Source organism: Pseudomonas sp. LBUM1657, from assembly GCF_059716075.1.
Map to the genome: position 1 here is coordinate 5,654,183 of NZ_CP166799.1, position 16,377 is coordinate 5,670,559.

The window sequence follows — 16,377 nt, forward strand, 5'->3', positions numbered from 1 at the left end:
GTTCGCCCTCTCTTATGAAACTTGCCCCCGCCCAACTCGCCAAGCACTTGCAAGGCTCCCTCGCGCCGGTCTACATCATCAGTGGCGATGATCCACTGCTGTGCCAGGAAGCCGCCGACGCCATTCGTGCCGCTGCCCGTCAGCAAGGTTTCGACGAACGCCAGGTGTTTGCCGCCGACGCCAGTTTCGACTGGGGTATGCTGTTGCAGGCGGGCGCAAGCATGTCGTTATTCGCCGAAAAACGTCTGCTGGAACTGCGCCTGCCGTCCGGCAAGCCCGGTGACAAAGGCGCAGCCGCGTTCATCGAGTACTGCTCGCGCCCCGCCGAAGACACGATCTTGCTGATCAGCTTGCCCAAACTTGATGGCAGCGCGCAGAAAACCAAGTGGGGCAAGGCGCTGGTCGAAGGCCAGCACACCCAGTTCGTGCAAATCTGGCCGGTGGATGCCAACCAGTTGCCGAGCTGGATCCGTCAACGATTGTCCCAGGCTGGCCTTTCCGCCAGTCAGGACGCCGTGGAACTGATCGCCGCACGGGTCGAGGGCAACCTGCTGGCAGCAGCCCAGGAAATCGAAAAGCTCAAGCTGATGGCCGAAGGTGGCCAGATCACCGTTGAGACCGTGCAAGCGGCGGTGGCCGACAGCGCACGCTTCGATGTCTTCGGGTTGACCGATGCGATTCTCAACGGCGAAGCAGCTCATGCCTTGCGGATGCTTGAAGGGCTTCGCGGTGAAGGCGTTGAACCACCGGTGATTCTCTGGGCCCTGGCCCGGGAGCTGCGTCTGCTGGCCAACCTGTCGCTGCAATACAGCCAGGGCGTGCCGCTGGACAAAGCCTTCAGCCAGGCCCGACCGCCGGTCTGGGACAAACGCAAACCGCTGATGAGCAAAGCCCTGCAACGCTACTCGGCGCAACGCTGGGCACAGTTGTTGCTGGAAGCACAGCGCATCGACGCACAAATCAAAGGCCAGGCCGCGGGTTCGCCGTGGATGAGCCTGAGCCGGTTGTCGTTGTTGATGGCCGGTCAGCGGCTGACATTGCCTGCCGAGTAAGGCTTTTGACCACGCCCGCGAAGATGCCAGAAAAGTCCTACACAATGCAGGGACTAGACAGAACGCTGACTTCGGCCGATGATTTGCCCCGCAAAACACACTCACATGCGAGCAATCACCATGAGCAAAAAGCCATCTAGGAATGGCCCCAACAAGGCCAAATCCATCATCGCCCAGCCACTGTTCCGCAGCCGCCAGGAACGAGCCGGCAAGGGCAAAGGCAGCTACCGCCGCGAAGCCTTCCAGTCTAATAGCTGGGAGGCTTCTTACTTTCTGGCGGCCTGAAAGGCAGGCTTTCGCTCAACATGTTAAGGTCTGCACCTGATTTGTATTTCCTGGACCCGTGCATGCCCTTTTGTCTTTCCCGTCGTTGGCATTTTCGCCAACTGATAGCTGCCTCCAGCCTCGTTTTGCTTGTCGCCTGCGCGGAAAAACCGACCGCCGCCGATGCCAAACCGCTTCAGACTCTCCCTGTCGCGACAGCCCCTGCGGTCATTCCACCCGTTGTGCCGACCGGTGAAAATCTCGACATCCAGCCAACCCAAACCTTCGCTGAATGGCAGGCCGGTTTCCGTAGGGACGCTCTGGCGGCCGGCATCCGCGCCGACCTGTTCGACAGCGCCTTTGCCAATGTCAGCCTGGACACCAGCGTGATCCGTGCCGACCGCAGTCAGCCGGAGTTTTCCCGCCCTGTGTGGGAATACCTCGATGGCGCCGTTTCGCCGCTGCGGGTACACAAAGGTCAGGCACTGGTCAGACAATACGCCGACATCCTCCAAAGCATCGAGCAACGCTACGGCGTCGACCGCCAGGCACTGGTGTCGGTATGGGGTATGGAGAGTAATTTCGGTCAGTTCCAAGGCAGCAAGTCGGTGATCAATTCACTGGCGACCCTGGCCTACGAAGGCCGGCGCCCTGGTTTCGCCCACGCACAACTGATCGCCGCCCTGCAGATTCTGCAACAGGGTGATATCACACCGGAGAAGATGCTCGGTTCCTGGGCCGGCGCCATGGGCCAGACCCAGTTCATTCCGACCACCTACAACACCCATGCCGTGGACTTCGATGGCGATGGGCGTCGCGACATCTGGGGCAGTCCCGCCGATGCTTTGGCCTCGACCGCGCACTACCTGCAAAGCTCCGGCTGGCAGAAGGGCCAGCCGTGGGGCTTCGAAGTACAACTGGCCAGTGGCTTCAACTATGTGCTGGCTGACGGCTCGACTCGCAAGAGCGTCGCTGAATGGTTGCAACTGGGCGTCACCCTGCCCAATGGCGGCCAAGTTCCGACGGGTTCCGAACACCTGTCAGCCGCGCTGCTGCTGCCCGCCGGTTATCGTGGCCCGGCGTTCCTGGTTCTCGACAACTTCCGCGCGATCCTCAAGTACAACAATTCATCGTCTTACGCACTGGCCGTGAGCCTGTTGTCCGAGCGTTTCAATGGTGCCGGGCTGATCAATGGCACGTGGCCCAAGGATGATCTGCCGTTGAGCCGTACCGAGCGAATCGAACTGCAAAGCCTGCTGAGCGCGCAGAACTACGATGCGGGCACCGCCGACGGCATCATCGGCGCCAACACCCGCAAGGCGATCCGCAACGCCCAGCAGTCGTTTGGCTGGCCGGCGGATGGCTATCCGACGCATAAGTTGCTGGAAGGGTTGCGTAACCGCTAAAAAGCTTCGCGAGCAAGCCCGCTCCCATATTTGATCCCTGTTGTTCACACATTATGTGTTCGCAGAAGATCTAATGTGGGAGCGGGCCTGCTCGCGAAGACTGACTACCAAGCGACGAATTCTATCGCTTGATCACCACATCCTGCTCCAGCACCAACTCCTTGTTTCCCGCATCCAGCCTGACCAGTGCCCCCATCGGCAATGTCAGGTTCGGGTCGCAGTGCCCGCTGCGCCAGCCTGCCAGCACTGGTATGCACAACGGCTCGAAGGTCTGTTTGAGCAAGCGTGCCAGCGCATCGGCGTCCACACCCGCCACGTCCCCCACCAGAACCCCGCGCAACTTGCGCAGCGTGCCTGCCAGGCGCAGATGGGTCAGTAGCCGGTCGATGCGATACAGCGGCTCGTTGATGTCTTCGATGAACAGGATGACGCCCTCGGCATCAATCTCGTACGGCGTGCCCATGGTCGCGGCGATCATCGACAGATTGCCGCCCAGCAAACGCCCGTGAGCAATGCCCGGCTCGATGGTGGTCAACGGGCAGGCCACCGGATGCGTCAGTACGCTGCCCGCCTTCACCTGCCCTCGCAGCATGTTGAAAAACGAAGACTCGGTTGGCTTTTGCTTGTCACCCAACAAGTCGGCGTTGAGCAATGGGCCATGGAAAGTGACGAAGCCCGCATAACGGCTGATCGCCAGATGTAGCGCAGTGATATCGCTGTAGCCGATGAATGGTTTGGCATTGTTGCGCAACAACTCGAAATCGACTCGATCGAGCAGCCGCGGCGTACCGTAACCGCCGCGCAAGCAGATAATGGCGTCGATCTCGCGGTCGGCGAACGCTGCGTGCAAATCATTGAGCCGGACATCGTCGCTGCCGGCCAGGTAGCCATCCGTTTCGTACACCCCAGAGAAAATCCGCAGCGAATAGCCGCGAGCGCGCATCCAGGCAATGGCTTTATCGGTATCCAGCGGCGCAGGGCCGGCGGGCGCAATGACGCCGATCAACCCTTGCGACGGCAAGGCCGGAACGAGGGTGTGAGGACAAAGGGTATGGGTCGGTCGAACGGTCATCCATGAATCTCCCTGCGTGAAAGCTTCAACACACAGTAGTCAGGAACGGGGACAAACAGAAGAGGGTCAGTCGCCCCGCAGGTTGCAGGAAAAGACTGTAGTTGCCGTGGGTTCAGGCAAAAAAACGCCCGTAAGGCCGAAAAGCCTTACGGGCGGCTTGGATCAGGACGACATCAGCTCGGCCTTGACCAGCTTCGCTTGTTCGTCGGCGTGGTACGAGGAGCGTACCAGCGGGCCGGAAGCGACGTTTTTGAAGCCCATCTTGTAACCTTCCTCGGCGAACCAGGCGAACACATCCGGGTGCACGAAGCGCTGGACTGGCAAGTGGCTGCGGGACGGTTGCAGATACTGGCCCAGGGTCAGCATGTCGATGTCGTGTTCGCGCATGCGCTTCATGACTTCGATGACTTCTTCGTCGGTCTCGCCCAGACCCAGCATCAGGCCGGATTTGGTCGGAATGTGCGGCATCATCTGCTTGAAGCGTTGTAGCAGGGTCAGCGACCACTGGTAATCCGAACCCGGACGCGCAGCCTTGTATAGGCGCGGTACGGTTTCCAGGTTGTGGTTGAACACATCCGGTGGCTCGGCCGCGGTGATTTCCAACGCGACGTCCATGCGTCCACGGTAATCCGGGACCAGGGTTTCGAGTTGCACGTTCGGCGACAACTTGCGGATTTCGCGGATGCAGTCGGCAAAGTGCTGGGCACCACCGTCACGCAGGTCATCGCGGTCAACCGAAGTGATCACCACGTACTTGAGTTTCAGGTCGGCGATGGCAATGGCCAGGCTTTCCGGCTCGTTGACGTCCAATGGCTTCGGACGACCGTGGCCGACGTCGCAGAACGGGCAGCGACGGGTGCAAATGTCACCCATGATCATGAAGGTCGCGGTGCCGCCGGAGAAGCACTCGCCCAGGTTCGGGCAGGACGCCTCTTCGCAAACGCTGTGCAGCTTGTGTTTGCGCAGCAGGGCCTTGATGCGGTCGACTTCCGGGGAAACCGGGATACGCACGCGAATCCAGTCAGGTTTCTTCGGCAGTTCGGTGGTCGGGATGATCTTCACCGGGATGCGTGCAACCTTCTCGGCGCCGCGCAGCTTGACGCCGGCTTCTACCTTGGCACGCGGGGCCGGACGCTCGGTGACATCCAGCGTCGGGATCATGGTTTGCACTGCATCAGTAGTCATATCAGTCGATTCCGCCCGTTAGGGTCGTCTGCTCAGCATAGTCGAGGTGTTTGACGAGCTGCGCGCGCAGCCGGGCACTTACCTCGGCAAATTCAATCGATCCTGCGTGATCGCTCAGCTGGGTCATCGCCAGCCCGGCGTAGCCGCAGGGATTAATCCGTCGAAACGGTTCCAGGTTCATGTCCACGTTCAGGGCCAGGCCGTGAAAGGAGCAACCGTGGCGGATCCGCAGACCCAGAGAAGCGATTTTCGCCCCATCGACGTAGACACCCGGTGCATCCGGCTTGGCCGCGGCCGTCACGCCGTAGCTGGCCAGCAGCTCGATCAGGCATTGTTCCATCCGGCTGACCAGGTCACGCACGCCGAAACCCAGCTTGCGCACGTCGAGCAACAGATAGACCACCAGTTGGCCGGGACCGTGGTACGTCACCTGGCCACCACGATCAACCTGCACCACCGGAATATCCCCCGGGAGCAACAAGTGCTCGGCCTTGCCGGCCTGGCCCTGGGTGAACACCGGCGGGTGTTCGACCAGCCAGATCTCGTCTGGCGCATCGCTGCCGCGTTCGTTGGTGAAGCGTTGCATGGCATGCCAGACCGGCTCGTAAGCCATCTGGCCGAGCTCGCGAAAGCCCAGCGTGCCAGACATCACAGCACCATGTGCACGAAACCGGTAGCCCGCAACTCGCTGTTGATGTCGTACAGCTGCTCTTGACCGGTGGCGATGATGTGCAACTGGATAGTCGTGTACTTGCCGTTGGTACTCTGGCGCTCGGCCAGGGTCTTGTGGTCAACGGTCGCGTGCTTCTCAAGGATCGCAATGATCTTGTCCTTGAAACCCACGCCGGTGTCGCCGATTACCTTGATCGGGTAATCCGCGCAGGGGAATTCGATTTTTGGCGCCTTTACTTCGTTGTCTGTCATGGCGTAACGGCCTCGTAAGCCGTGGCAACGGACATGGCCCCGTTCCGGATTGGAGCGGGGCCATGTGAGTCCACACTAATTCAGTTGAACAAGCCGTAGAAGAATAGACGGATGCTATCCCACATGCGACGGAAGATACCACCCTCGTCGACCGCATCCAGAGCGATCAGGTCTGCACTGTGCACAACCTTGTCGTCCAGTTTCACTTCGACTTTACCGATCACGTCGCCCTTGGCGATTGGTGCAATCAGTTGCGGGTTCATGGTCATGCTGGCAGCGAGCTTTTTGAGCTGGCCTTTTGGCAAGGTCATGGTCAGGTCTTGAGCCAGGCCGGCCTTGACTTGATTGGTGGTGCCTTTCCAGACAGGCGCCTGAGCCAGCTCGGTGCCTTTCTGATAGAACGTCTGGGTTTCGAAGAAGCGGAAACCGTAAGTCAGCAGCTTCTGGGTTTCAGAGGCGCGAGCCACTTCGCTATTGGTGCCGAACACCACGGCGATCAGGCGCATGCCATCACGTACGGCCGAAGACACCATGCAATAGCCAGCTTCGTCGGTGTGACCGGTTTTCAGACCGTCGACGGTCTTGTCGCGCCACAGCAGCAGGTTACGGTTAGGTTGTTTGATGCCGTTCCAGAAGAACTCTTTCTGCGAGTAGATCGCGTAGTGAGCCGGGTCTTCGTGGATGATTGCGCGAGCCAGCACGGCCATGTCGTGAGCCGACGAGTAGTGCTCAGGGTTTGGCAGGCCGGTCGGGTTCATGAAGTGGCTGTTGGTCATGCCAAGGTCGGCCACGGTTTTGTTCATCATGTCGGCGAACGCATCTTCGCTGCCGGCGATGTGCTCGGAGAGCGCAACACTGGCGTCGTTGCCCGACTGAATGATGATGCCGTGCAGCAGGTCGCTGACCGTCACTTGCGAGCCGACTTTGATGAACATCCGCGAACCGCCGGTACGCCAGGCGTTTTCGCTGACGGTCACCGGATCATTCTCGCCGATCTGGCCACGACGGATTTCCAGGGTCGCGATGTACGCGGTCATCAGCTTGGTCAGGCTGGCCGGAGGCAGACGCTGGTCACCGTTGTTCTCTACCAGCACGTTGCCGCTGCTGGCGTCCATGAGTACGTAGGATTTGGCGGCCAGTTGTGGTGGCGACGGCATCATCTCGACCGCGAAAGCGGCAGGCGAGAGTAGCAGCGGGACTAGCAGGCACAGGCGTTTGGCAAAGGTGGTGATGTTCATCCGTCTCTCGAAATCGCTAATGGAAACTGCCCAAGGGCAAAACTAATCAGACAGCCTTTAAAAGGCTGTCGCGTGTTCAGTTGTTCACTCAGAACCCTTGCCGGGCTTTTGTTCTTCAACGAGCCAACAACCAGGTCCACCCCCCAAACCGCAAGCGAACCGTCAATCAAGTACTACGTATTACTCGGCGGTGACCAGGCTCGGCGAACCGAGATTGGCCAGTCGCACGCTGTTCTGTACCTGCTGGATTTCACCCGGCGAGCCAATCGGCCCCAGGCGCACCCGATGCAGGGTCTGTTGATTACGCACGATCGAGCTGATGAACACCGGAGCGCTCACCATCCCGCTGAGCTTCGACCTCAGGAGTTCTGCAGCGTCCGGGTTGGCGAACGCGCCCACCTGCAGATACTGGCCAGACGCTGGTGCAGAAGCGTTTTTTTTTGCATCGAGCTGCACGGGCACAACGGCGGCGGCGTGTTGCTGCGGCGGTGGCGTCCATTGCTCGACAGTGCCAGTGGACGCGGTCACGGTTGGCGCGGCATTTTGCGCGACTTTCGGCTCGTTGAGCATCAACGGCGCCGGACGGCCACGTTGTGCCCACCACTCTTGCGGGTCGATACCTTCGACCTTGACCCGCGCGGTGCCGGTTTCGGCATAGCCGAGCTTCTTGGCGGCCGCGTAGGACAAGTCGATGATCCGGTCCGAGTAGAACGGCCCACGGTCGTTGACCCGCAGAATCACAGCCTTGTTATTGTCCAGGTTGGTCACCCGAACGTAACTCGGCAGTGGCAATGTCTTGTGCGCGGCACTCATGCCGTACAGGTCATACACCTCGCCGTTGGCGGTGTTCTGACCGTGGAATTTGGTGCCATACCAGGATGCCGTGCCCGAAGCGACGTAGGTCTTCGACTCTTGCTGCGGGAAATAGGTCTTGCCCAGCACGGTGTATGGGTTGGCTTTATAAGGACCGCTGTGCAGGGTCGGCGTGGCATCCGGGATGCGCGATACGTCGACGTCCCACCATGGCGCGCCATCCTTGTGAGCCCGGTTGATATCCAGGCCGGGCGTAGAACGCACGGCGGTGGGGGACTTTTGGGTTGGCGCACGGCTGGTCGAACAACTGGCGACCAGCACCGCCAACGTGGCGAATGCCATCAGCTTCAGGGGTTTATTCATAGGCAATGCCCGCATTACTTGACGCCCCGTGCTTGGACCAGCTGTTCAGACAGTTGATGTACGGCCATGGCGTACATCACGCTGCGGTTATAACGCGTGATTGCGTAAAAATTCGTCAGGCCCATCCAGTATTCCGGGCCATTGTCACCTTCCAGGCGGAAAGCCGTAACCGGCATATCATCGCGCAGCGCATCATGACTTGACCACCCTAGAGCCCGCAACTCCCCGACGGTTTTAGTCGGTTCGATACCGGTGGTCAAACCTTCATCCACCTGATTGCCACGCGCATCGGCGCGGCTGACCACGGGTTCGCCGGCGACCCAGCCGTGACGCTTGAAATAGCTGGCGACGCTGCCAATGGCATCGTCCGGATTGGTCCAGATATTGATGTGGCCGTCGCCGTCGAAGTCCACCGCGTAGGCGCGAAAGCTGCTCGGCATGAACTGCGGCAAACCCATGGCGCCGGCGTAGGAGCCCTTGAGGGTCAACGGATCGACCTGCTCTTCACGGGCCAGCAGCAGGAATTCACGCAACTCCTTGCGGAAGAATTCGGCACGGGGAGGATAGTCGAAACCCAGGGTCGACAACGCATCGATCACCCGGAAATTGCCGGTATTACGACCGAAAAAGGTCTCAACGCCGATGATCGAGACAATCACTTGGGCCGGCACGCCGTATTCTTGCTCGGCACGGGCCAGTATCGCTTCGTGCTGACGCCAGAAGTCCACACCACGGGCGATGCGCGCGTCGGTGATGAACATCGGGCGATATTCGTTCCACTGCTTGACCCGTTCGGCGGGTTTCGAGATAGCGTCCAGAATCGACTGCTTACGCTCGGCTTCGCGGAACACGCCCATCAGCTGTTCACCGGCAAAACCGTAGTCGCGGGTCATTTCACCGACGAATTCGGCCACCTGGGGTGTGCCTTCGTAGTCGCCGGCCAACGCGTCCTGCGCTGTGCCAAGGATGCTTACCAGGCCGACCCATGGCGCGTATCGAGTCGCCCAGCCACGCATTACTTGCATTGAAATCTTCACCTTATTCAAACCTGTGCGATCCACTTACGATGGGTATGGATCGACATCAAAACCCCAAACGCTGACAGCAGCGTCACCAGCGAAGTTCCTCCGTAGCTAATGAACGGCAACGGCACCCCCACTACCGGCAACAGGCCACTGACCATACCGATGTTGACGAAAACGTAAACAAAAAATGTCATGGTCAGCGCGCCGGCGAGCAATTTGCCGAACAATGTCTGGGCCTGGGCGGTAATCACCAGCCCGCGACCGATCAACAAGAGGTAAATCAGCAGCAGCGCGCAGATGCCCACCAGACCGAACTCTTCGCCCATGACCGCAATAATGAAGTCGGTGTGGCTTTCCGGCAGGAAGTCCAGGTGCGACTGCGTTCCCAGCAACCAGCCCTTGCCGAATACGCCGCCGGAACCGATGGCGGCTTTGGACTGGATGATGTTCCAGCCGGTGCCAAGCGGATCGCTCTCCGGATCGAGGAAGGTCAGGACGCGCTGCTTCTGGTAATCGTGCATGACGAAGTACCACATCGCGATAGCCACCGGCACGGCGGCGGCGAGCACGCTGAGGATCCAGCGCCAGCGCAGACCGCCCATGAACAGCACGAACGCACCACCCGCCAGAATCAGCAACGAAGTGCCGAGGTCGGGCTGACGCACGATCAGGATGAACGGCAACCCGATCAGAAACAGGCTGACGCCCACATGCTTGAGCTGTGGCGGCAAGGTGCGTTTGGACAGGTACCAGGCGATGGTTGCCGGCATCAGGATTTTCATGAATTCCGAAGGCTGGAAACGGATCACACCCGGAATGTTGATCCAGCGCGTGGCCCCCATGGCGTTGTGGCCCATGATGTCCACCACCACCAGCAAGAGCACGCCAAGCACATAACCGACTGGCACCCAACGGGCCATGAAGCGCGGCTCGAATTGGGCGATGACGATCATCGACACCAGGCCGATACCAAACGAAGTGGCTTGCTTGGCCAGCAGATCCCAGCTCTTGCCGCTGGCCGAATACAGCACGAACAGGCTGCCGGCGGCGAGGGTCAGCAGCAGGATCAGCAACGGGCCGTCGATGTGCATGCGTTGCAACAGCGTCGCACGGCGACGCATCACATCCTCGCTTGAGAGGATGCGATCGAAATTACTCTTCACGGGCCGTAGCCTCCGCACTGATAGGGCTGGCGTATTCGGCTTTGAGACGGCCGTCCTGGTCCAGGAGCCAGGCGTCCATGATTTGACGCACAACAGGCGCAGCGACGCCGGAACCGGACTCGCCGTTCTCGACCATCACCGACACCACGATTTGCGGGTTGTCGGCCGGTGCAAAGCCGACGAACAAGGCGTGGTCGCGATGGCGCTCCTGAACCTTCGAGCGGTCGTACTTCTCGCCCTGCTTGATCGCCACCACCTGAGCCGTACCACTTTTGCCCGCGATGCGGTATTGCGCACCGATCGCCGCTTTGCGCGCCGTACCCCGGGCACCGTGCATCACCTGCTGCATGCCATGGTTGACCTTGGTCCAGTCGGACGGGTCACGCAGGACGATGTCCGGTATCGGGTTTTCGTCCTTCGGCTTCTCGCCTTCGACGGTCTTGGCCAGGTGCGGACGGTTCCAGACACCTTTGTTGGCGACCAGCGCGGTGGCCTGGGCCAGCTGTAACGGCGTGGACTGCATGTAGCCCTGCCCAATCCCAAGAATCAGTGTCTCTCCCGGGTACCAGGCCTGACGTCGGGTTGCACGCTTCCATTCCCGTGTCGGCATCAGCCCCGGTGACTCTTCGAACATGTCCAGCGAGACCTTCTGGCCGATGCCGAACTTGCTCATGTACGCCGACAAGCGATCGATTCCCAATTTGTGGGCCAGGTCGTAGAAGTAGGTGTCGTTGGACCGCATGATCGCCGTGTCCAGGTCCACGTAGCCGTCACCGGTACGGTTCCAGTTACGGTACTTGTGGTCGTAATTGGGCAACTGGTAATAGCCAGGATCGTAGACCCGACTCGACGCAGTCACGACACCAGCATCCAGCCCGGCAATCGCCACCGCCGGCTTGATGGTCGAGCCCGGCGGGTAGAGGCCGCGCAGCACGCGGTTGAACAGTGGCCGGTCGATGGAATCGCGCAGCTCGGCATAGGCTTTGAAGCCGATGCCGGTGACGAACAGGTTCGGATCGAAACTCGGCGCACTGACCATCGCCAGCACTTCGCCGGTTTTCGGGTCCAACGCCACCACCGCGCCACGGCGACCGCCGAGTGCGGCTTCGGCGGCTTCCTGTAATTTGATGTCCAGGCTCAGGACGATGTCCTTGCCGGGAATCGGATCGGTACGCTTGAGCACACGCAAGACGCGGCCCCGAGCGTTGGTTTCGACTTCCTCGTAACCCACCTGGCCGTGCAACTCGGGCTCGTAGAAACGCTCGATCCCGGTTTTGCCGATGTGGTGGGTGCCGCTGTAATTGACCGGATCGAGGGACTTCAGCTCTTTCTCGTTGATCCGCCCCATGTAGCCCACCGAGTGCGCAAAGTGCGGGCCCTGCGGGTAGTGACGTACCAGCTGCGCGACCACTTCCACACCGGGCAGACGGAACTGATTCACCGCGATGCGGGCGATCTGTTCTTCAGTCAGCTCGAACAGGATCGGCACCGGCTCGAACGGCCGACGCCCCTGACGCATGCGCTTCTCGAAGATCACCCGGTCCTCGGGCGTCAGCTCCAGCACTTCGACAATGACGTCGAGCACTTGCTGCCAGTCGCCGGAGCGCTCACGGGTCATGCTCAGGCTGAAGCTGGGCCGGTTATCGGCCACCACCACGCCATTGCGATCGAAGATCAGGCCGCGCGTCGGGGGGATCGGCTGCACATGGACGCGGTTGTTTTCCGACAGGGTCGAGTGGTACTCGTACTGGATCACCTGGAGGAAATACAGTCGCGCGATCAGCACGCAGATCAGCAACACCACCGCAACTGCACCGAACACGACGCGGCCACGCACCAGACGGGCGTCTTTTTCGTGGTCCTTGATGCGGATCGGCTGGGACATGAGGGCAGAACTACTTGTGGTAAGGGTGGCCGGACAGAACTGTCCAGGCACGATACAGCTGTTCGCCGATCAGTATTCGCACCAGCGGGTGCGGCAACGTCAACGGCGAGAGCGACCAGCGCTGATCGGCTCGGGCACAGACTTCCGGCGCCAGCCCTTCGGGGCCGCCGACCATGAAATTCACCGTGCGCGAGTCCAGCCGCCAGCGATCGAGCTCGACCGCCAGTTGCTCGGTGCTCCAGGGCTTGCCGTGGACTTCGAGGGTGACAACGCGCTCGTTCGGCCCGACTTTCGCCAGCATGGCTTCGCCTTCCTGACGGATGAAGCGTGCCACGTCGGCGTTCTTGCCGCGGGTGTTGAGCGGTATTTCCACCAGTTCCAGTGCCAGCTCGGACGGAAGACGCTTGGCATATTCATGCCAGCCTTCTTCCACCCACTTGGGCATGCGTGAACCGACGGCGATCAGTCGCAGTCGCACAGCGATCCCTTATTGCTGGTCTTTGTTGAGCTTGGTGAAGTGCTCATGGGTGTTTTCCGGACTGTGATGCGCGGCGCTGGCCGAACGGCTCTGCTCGGCACCGGCCCACAGGCGCTCCAGGTCATAGAACTGACGAGCCGAGGCGGTCATCATGTGCACGATGACATCATCCATATCCAGCAGGACCCAGTCGCTGTCACCCTTGCCTTCTTCACCCAGCGGCTTGACGCCCTGAGCCTTGACCGCCTCGCGAACCTTATCCAGCATCGCGCCGATCTGGCGGTTGGATGTACCGGTAGCGATGATCATGTAGTCAGTGATGCTCTGCTTTTCACGAACGTCGATCACCTGAATGTCCTGGCCCTTGACGTCTTCCAGGGCTGCTACGGCAACCTTGACCAGCTCTTCGCCGCGCAGCTCCGGCCCGGTTTGAGCCTCTACTGGCAGCGGGGCGCTCTTGAATGTGCCTTTGCGCTTTACTTTGGTTTGGTCTTTGTCAGTCATATAAAACTCGTTTTGCTCGTATGTTCGGGCGCTTCAATACACGCATTCACGTGCTTTGAAGCGCGCCCTTTTTCAGTTCGACGCACGGTAAAGTCCGTGCGCATCGATGTAGGCCAGGACCGCGTCGGGCACCAGGAAACGTACCGACTTACCGCTGGCCAGCAGTTGACGGATCTGGGTGGCGGATACCGCGAGCGGCGTCTGCCAGACGAATGCAATCTGTCCGCTCGGCCCTTTGAGGGCCAGCGGGTCGCTCACCGAGCGCGCCGCCAACAGGTTGCGCAAGGCATCCGGCGGTTCGCTGTCGGCATCCGGGCGTTGCAGCACCAGGATGTGGCAATGCTGGAGCAACTCTTCCCAGCGGTGCCAAGTGGGCAGGCCGCAAAATGCGTCCCAACCCAAAAGCAGAAAAACCTGGTCTTCGGCGGCCAACTCGGCACGCATCAGTTCCAGGGTATCGATGGTGTAGGACGGTTTGTCCCGCTGCAATTCGCGGGCATCCACCACCAACGGCGCCACACCGGCCACCGCACACTTGACCATCGCCAGACGGTCCTTGGCCGACACCTGCGGCGTACCGCGATGGGGCGGCCTGGCGCTGGGTGTCAGGCGCAGCTCGTCGAGCGCCAGCGATTCGGCGACTTCCAGCGCACCGCGCAAATGGCCGATGTGCACCGGGTCGAAGGTTCCGCCCAGCATGCCAATGCGTCGAGGCGCAGGCTCGCTGGCGGTTACCGGGGCCGACTGGTCGAGGTCGCCCAAGTCAGACCGACGCCTGGCCGCGCAACTGGCCATCACCGACCACGATGTACTTCTCGCAGGTCAGACCTTCGAGGCCCACCGGGCCGCGGGCGTGCAGCTTATCAGTAGAAATGCCGATCTCGGCACCCAATCCGTATTCGAAGCCGTCGGCGAAACACGTCGGCGTATTGATCATCACCGACGACGAGTCGACTTCAGCCACGAAACGCCGTGTGTCAGCAAGGTTTTCGCTGACGATCGAATCGGTGTGATGGGAGCCGTAATGATTAATGTGTTCGATGGCCTGGTCCAGTCCGTCGACCACGCGGATCGAGAGAATCGGCGCCAGGTACTCGGTGCTCCAGTCTTCTTCTGTGGCCGCTACAGCTTCGATGATTGCCCGGGCACGCTCGCAACCACGCAGTTCGACGCCTTTTTCGCGGAACTGCGCAGCCATCGATGGCAAGAAATCCTGGGCAACTGTTTGATCGACCAGCAGCGTTTCCATGGCGCCGCAGATGCCATAACGGTAAGTTTTGGCGTTGAACGCGATACGCTGGGCTTTCGGCAGGTCGGCGTGGGCGCTGACGTAAACGTGGCAGATACCGTCCAGGTGTTTGATCACCGGCACGCGGGCATCGCGGCTGACCCGCTCGATCAGGCCACGGCCGCCACGGGGCACGATGACGTCGACGTATTCGGGCATGGTAATCAGCGCGCCAACGGCGGCACGATCAGTGGTTTCGACCACTTGCACCACGGCGGCGGGCAGATCGGCCTCGGCCAGGCCGCGCTGGATGCAGGCGGCAATGGCACGGTTGGAATGGATCGCCTCGGAACCGCCACGCAGGATGGTCGCGTTGCCGGACTTCAGACACAGGCTGGCAGCATCGATGGTCACGTTCGGCCGGGACTCATAGATGATCCCGATCACGCCCAACGGCACGCGCATCTTGCCGACCTGAATGCCCGACGGCCGGTAGCTCATGTCACGGATTGCGCCGACCGGGTCCGGCAAGGCCGCCACCTGACGCAGACCGACGATCATGCCGTCGATACGCTCCGGGGTCAGCGCCAGACGCTCCAGCAGAGCAGGCTCAAGACCATTGGCGCGGCCGGCCGCCAGATCCAGCTCATTGGCGGCGCTCAATTCGGCGCGTGCAGCGTCCAACGCATTGGCAGCAGCCTGCAAGGCGCGGTTTTTCTGCGCGGTGCTGGCACGGCCGATGACGCGGGAAGCTTCGCGGGCAGCGCGACCCAATCGGGTCATGTAGTCAAGAACGGACTCAGTCATGGTCTGGAGTGGTCTTTGCTAAGGTCTTGGTAAAGAGTAAAGCGGCAGATTATAGCTGTCGCGTCCCGGGACTAACAGCGGTGACGGGCGGATGGTCGAAATGGAGGGCAATTAGTCGACGTTCAGCCGTGATTAAGCTGCAAATTGTTATCATCGCGACTCAATCAGCCCTGATAAACGCCGCTCATCATGTCCAACCTGACTGTTCCTGCGTCCGCCGCGAGCCAGCCCACCGGCCTTCCGGACGCGTTTTTTGACCGCGACGCGCAAACACTGGCGCGGGATTTACTCGGCAAAGTGATCCGTCACCGGGTTGGCGATCTGTGGCTCAGCGTCCGGATCATCGAGACCGAAGCCTATTACTTCGATGAAAAAGGCAGCCATGCCTCCCTCGGCTACACAGAAAAGCGTAAGGCTTTGTTTCTGGATGGCGGCCACATCTATATGTATTACGCCCGGGGTGGCGACTCCTTGAACTTCAGCGCCCAGGGTCCGGGCAATGCAGTGTTGATCAAATCCGCCTATCCGTGGATCGATGAGTTGAGCGGGCCGGCGAGCCTGGCGCAGATGCTGTTGAACAACCCCGACGCCCAGGGCCGCCCTCGCCCGTCGCAAAAGCTGTGCGCCGGGCAGACGTTGTTGTGCAAGGCGCTGGGTTTGAAAGTGCCGGTCTGGGACGCCAAGCGTTTCGATCATGAGGTGCTGTTGGTGGAGGATGTCGGCCCGGCGCCCGCGCACATTATCCAGACCACACGCCTGGGCATTCCCCATGGGCGTGACGAACATTTGATGTACCGATTCGTCGATGGCGCCTACGCCCCCTATTGCACGCGGAACCCGCTGCGACGGGGGCAGGTCGAAGGTCGCGATTACGTGTTGCTTACCTGATGATTGCTCGGACTTGAGGCAAAGAGAATTTCATGTGGGAGCGGGCTTGCTCGCGAAAGCGGCCTTTCAGTCGAGGTTGATG

At 60.7% G+C, this 16,377-nt stretch carries 17 protein-coding genes; 4 read left to right on the forward strand and 13 right to left on the reverse strand.

The window, feature by feature from the left end; translation table 11 throughout:
- The first annotated feature begins 14 nt into the window (after nt 1–14).
- The 3 genes from holA to ACA055_RS26155 all read left to right on the forward strand — a co-directional run bounded on the left by holA (nt 15) and on the right by ACA055_RS26155 (nt 2,722).
- A complete protein-coding gene (holA, locus tag ACA055_RS26145; protein ID WP_497681221.1) occupies nt 15–1,052 on the forward strand; it encodes a DNA polymerase III subunit delta in 1,038 nt (345 codons plus the stop codon).
- A gap of 120 nt (nt 1,053–1,172) precedes the next feature.
- Nucleotides 1,173–1,337, forward strand: coding sequence for an alternative ribosome rescue factor ArfA (arfA, locus tag ACA055_RS26150; protein ID WP_052967114.1), 165 nt, complete (start codon nt 1,173–1,175; stop codon nt 1,335–1,337).
- Nucleotides 1,338–1,399: 62 nt separating this feature from the next.
- Nucleotides 1,400–2,722 (forward strand): lytic murein transglycosylase, encoded by a 1,323-nt coding sequence (locus ACA055_RS26155; protein ID WP_497681222.1) that lies wholly within the window; start codon nt 1,400–1,402, stop codon nt 2,720–2,722.
- A gap of 121 nt (nt 2,723–2,843) precedes the next feature.
- Here ACA055_RS26155 and ACA055_RS26160 read toward each other — a convergent pair whose 3' ends face one another.
- The 13 genes from ACA055_RS26160 to ACA055_RS26220 form a co-directional block, all read right to left on the reverse strand.
- Complete coding sequence (locus ACA055_RS26160) at nt 2,844–3,794, reverse strand: S66 peptidase family protein (protein ID WP_497681223.1); 951 nt, start codon at nt 3,792–3,794, stop codon at nt 2,844–2,846.
- Nucleotides 3,795–3,956: 162 nt separating this feature from the next.
- Complete coding sequence (gene lipA / locus ACA055_RS26165; protein ID WP_059402097.1) at nt 3,957–4,979, reverse strand: lipoyl synthase; 1,023 nt, start codon at nt 4,977–4,979, stop codon at nt 3,957–3,959.
- A gap of 1 nt (nt 4,980) precedes the next feature.
- Nucleotides 4,981–5,628 carry a lipoyl(octanoyl) transferase LipB gene (gene lipB, locus ACA055_RS26170; RefSeq protein ID WP_497681224.1) on the reverse strand — a complete coding sequence of 216 codons (648 nt, stop codon included), beginning with the start codon at nt 5,626–5,628 and terminating at the stop codon, nt 4,981–4,983.
- On the reverse strand, nt 5,628–5,903 hold the full coding sequence (locus ACA055_RS26175) for a DUF493 domain-containing protein (RefSeq protein ID WP_129440902.1): 276 nt from the start codon (nt 5,901–5,903) through the stop codon (nt 5,628–5,630). The genes lipB and ACA055_RS26175 overlap by 1 nt, the downstream gene beginning before the upstream one ends.
- 80 nt (nt 5,904–5,983) lie before the next feature.
- Nucleotides 5,984–7,141 carry a D-alanyl-D-alanine carboxypeptidase family protein gene (locus ACA055_RS26180; RefSeq protein WP_497681225.1) on the reverse strand — a complete coding sequence of 386 codons (1,158 nt, stop codon included), beginning with the start codon at nt 7,139–7,141 and terminating at the stop codon, nt 5,984–5,986.
- Nucleotides 7,142–7,321: 180 nt separating this feature from the next.
- Entirely contained in the window at nt 7,322–8,332 is a 1,011-nt protein-coding gene (locus ACA055_RS26185; RefSeq protein WP_497681226.1) for a septal ring lytic transglycosylase RlpA family protein, read from the reverse strand.
- Nucleotides 8,332–9,342, reverse strand: a complete 1,011-nt coding sequence (gene mltB / locus ACA055_RS26190; RefSeq protein WP_497681227.1) for a lytic murein transglycosylase B — start codon at nt 9,340–9,342, stop codon at nt 8,332–8,334. Before mltB ends, ACA055_RS26185 begins: the two co-directional genes overlap by 1 nt.
- A 17-nt stretch (nt 9,343–9,359) precedes the next feature.
- Nucleotides 9,360–10,463 (reverse strand): rod shape-determining protein RodA, encoded by a 1,104-nt coding sequence (gene rodA / locus ACA055_RS26195; RefSeq protein WP_497684494.1) that lies wholly within the window; start codon nt 10,461–10,463, stop codon nt 9,360–9,362.
- Between the two features lie 31 nt (nt 10,464–10,494).
- On the reverse strand, nt 10,495–12,390 hold the full coding sequence (gene mrdA, locus ACA055_RS26200) for a penicillin-binding protein 2 (RefSeq protein ID WP_497681228.1): 1,896 nt from the start codon (nt 12,388–12,390) through the stop codon (nt 10,495–10,497).
- 10 nt (nt 12,391–12,400) lie between these two features.
- Nucleotides 12,401–12,868 carry a 23S rRNA (pseudouridine(1915)-N(3))-methyltransferase RlmH gene (rlmH, locus tag ACA055_RS26205; RefSeq protein WP_007937439.1) on the reverse strand — a complete coding sequence of 156 codons (468 nt, stop codon included), beginning with the start codon at nt 12,866–12,868 and terminating at the stop codon, nt 12,401–12,403.
- A gap of 9 nt (nt 12,869–12,877) precedes the next feature.
- Nucleotides 12,878–13,372 carry a ribosome silencing factor gene (gene rsfS / locus ACA055_RS26210; RefSeq protein WP_497681229.1) on the reverse strand — a complete coding sequence of 165 codons (495 nt, stop codon included), beginning with the start codon at nt 13,370–13,372 and terminating at the stop codon, nt 12,878–12,880.
- A 72-nt stretch (nt 13,373–13,444) separates the two neighbouring features.
- A complete protein-coding gene (nadD, locus tag ACA055_RS26215; protein ID WP_497681230.1) occupies nt 13,445–14,134 on the reverse strand; it encodes a nicotinate-nucleotide adenylyltransferase in 690 nt (229 codons plus the stop codon).
- Nucleotide 14,135: 1 nt separating this feature from the next.
- Nucleotides 14,136–15,407, reverse strand: a complete 1,272-nt coding sequence (locus ACA055_RS26220; RefSeq protein WP_497681231.1) for a glutamate-5-semialdehyde dehydrogenase — start codon at nt 15,405–15,407, stop codon at nt 14,136–14,138.
- Nucleotides 15,408–15,596: 189 nt separating this feature from the next.
- Between ACA055_RS26220 and ACA055_RS26225 the strand changes: the two genes are divergently transcribed.
- Complete coding sequence (locus ACA055_RS26225; RefSeq protein WP_497681232.1) at nt 15,597–16,295, forward strand: DNA-3-methyladenine glycosylase; 699 nt, start codon at nt 15,597–15,599, stop codon at nt 16,293–16,295.
- The last annotated feature ends 82 nt before the right edge of the window (nt 16,296–16,377 follow it).

What these genes read in the sequence shown, in the direction of transcription:
- holA (WP_497681221.1), top strand. Translation starts at nt 15, where the DNA reads ATGAAACTTGCCCCCGCCCAACTCGCCAAGCACTTGCAAGGCTCCCTC.
- arfA (WP_052967114.1), top strand. Translation starts at nt 1,173, where the DNA reads ATGAGCAAAAAGCCATCTAGGAATGGCCCCAACAAGGCCAAATCCATC.
- ACA055_RS26155 (WP_497681222.1), top strand. Translation starts at nt 1,400, where the DNA reads ATGCCCTTTTGTCTTTCCCGTCGTTGGCATTTTCGCCAACTGATAGCT.
- ACA055_RS26160 (WP_497681223.1), bottom strand. Translation starts at nt 3,794, where the DNA reads ATGACCGTTCGACCGACCCATACCCTTTGTCCTCACACCCTCGTTCCG.
- lipA (WP_059402097.1), bottom strand. Translation starts at nt 4,979, where the DNA reads ATGACTACTGATGCAGTGCAAACCATGATCCCGACGCTGGATGTCACC.
- lipB (WP_497681224.1), bottom strand. Translation starts at nt 5,628, where the DNA reads ATGTCTGGCACGCTGGGCTTTCGCGAGCTCGGCCAGATGGCTTACGAG.
- ACA055_RS26175 (WP_129440902.1), bottom strand. Translation starts at nt 5,903, where the DNA reads ATGACAGACAACGAAGTAAAGGCGCCAAAAATCGAATTCCCCTGCGCG.
- ACA055_RS26180 (WP_497681225.1), bottom strand. Translation starts at nt 7,141, where the DNA reads ATGAACATCACCACCTTTGCCAAACGCCTGTGCCTGCTAGTCCCGCTG.
- ACA055_RS26185 (WP_497681226.1), bottom strand. Translation starts at nt 8,332, where the DNA reads ATGCGGGCATTGCCTATGAATAAACCCCTGAAGCTGATGGCATTCGCC.
- mltB (WP_497681227.1), bottom strand. Translation starts at nt 9,342, where the DNA reads ATGCAAGTAATGCGTGGCTGGGCGACTCGATACGCGCCATGGGTCGGC.
- rodA (WP_497684494.1), bottom strand. Translation starts at nt 10,463, where the DNA reads ATGCGTCGCCGTGCGACGCTGTTGCAACGCATGCACATCGACGGCCCG.
- mrdA (WP_497681228.1), bottom strand. Translation starts at nt 12,390, where the DNA reads ATGTCCCAGCCGATCCGCATCAAGGACCACGAAAAAGACGCCCGTCTG.
- rsfS (WP_497681229.1), bottom strand. Translation starts at nt 13,372, where the DNA reads ATGACTGACAAAGACCAAACCAAAGTAAAGCGCAAAGGCACATTCAAG.
- ACA055_RS26220 (WP_497681231.1), bottom strand. Translation starts at nt 15,407, where the DNA reads ATGACTGAGTCCGTTCTTGACTACATGACCCGATTGGGTCGCGCTGCC.
- ACA055_RS26225 (WP_497681232.1), top strand. Translation starts at nt 15,597, where the DNA reads ATGTCCAACCTGACTGTTCCTGCGTCCGCCGCGAGCCAGCCCACCGGC.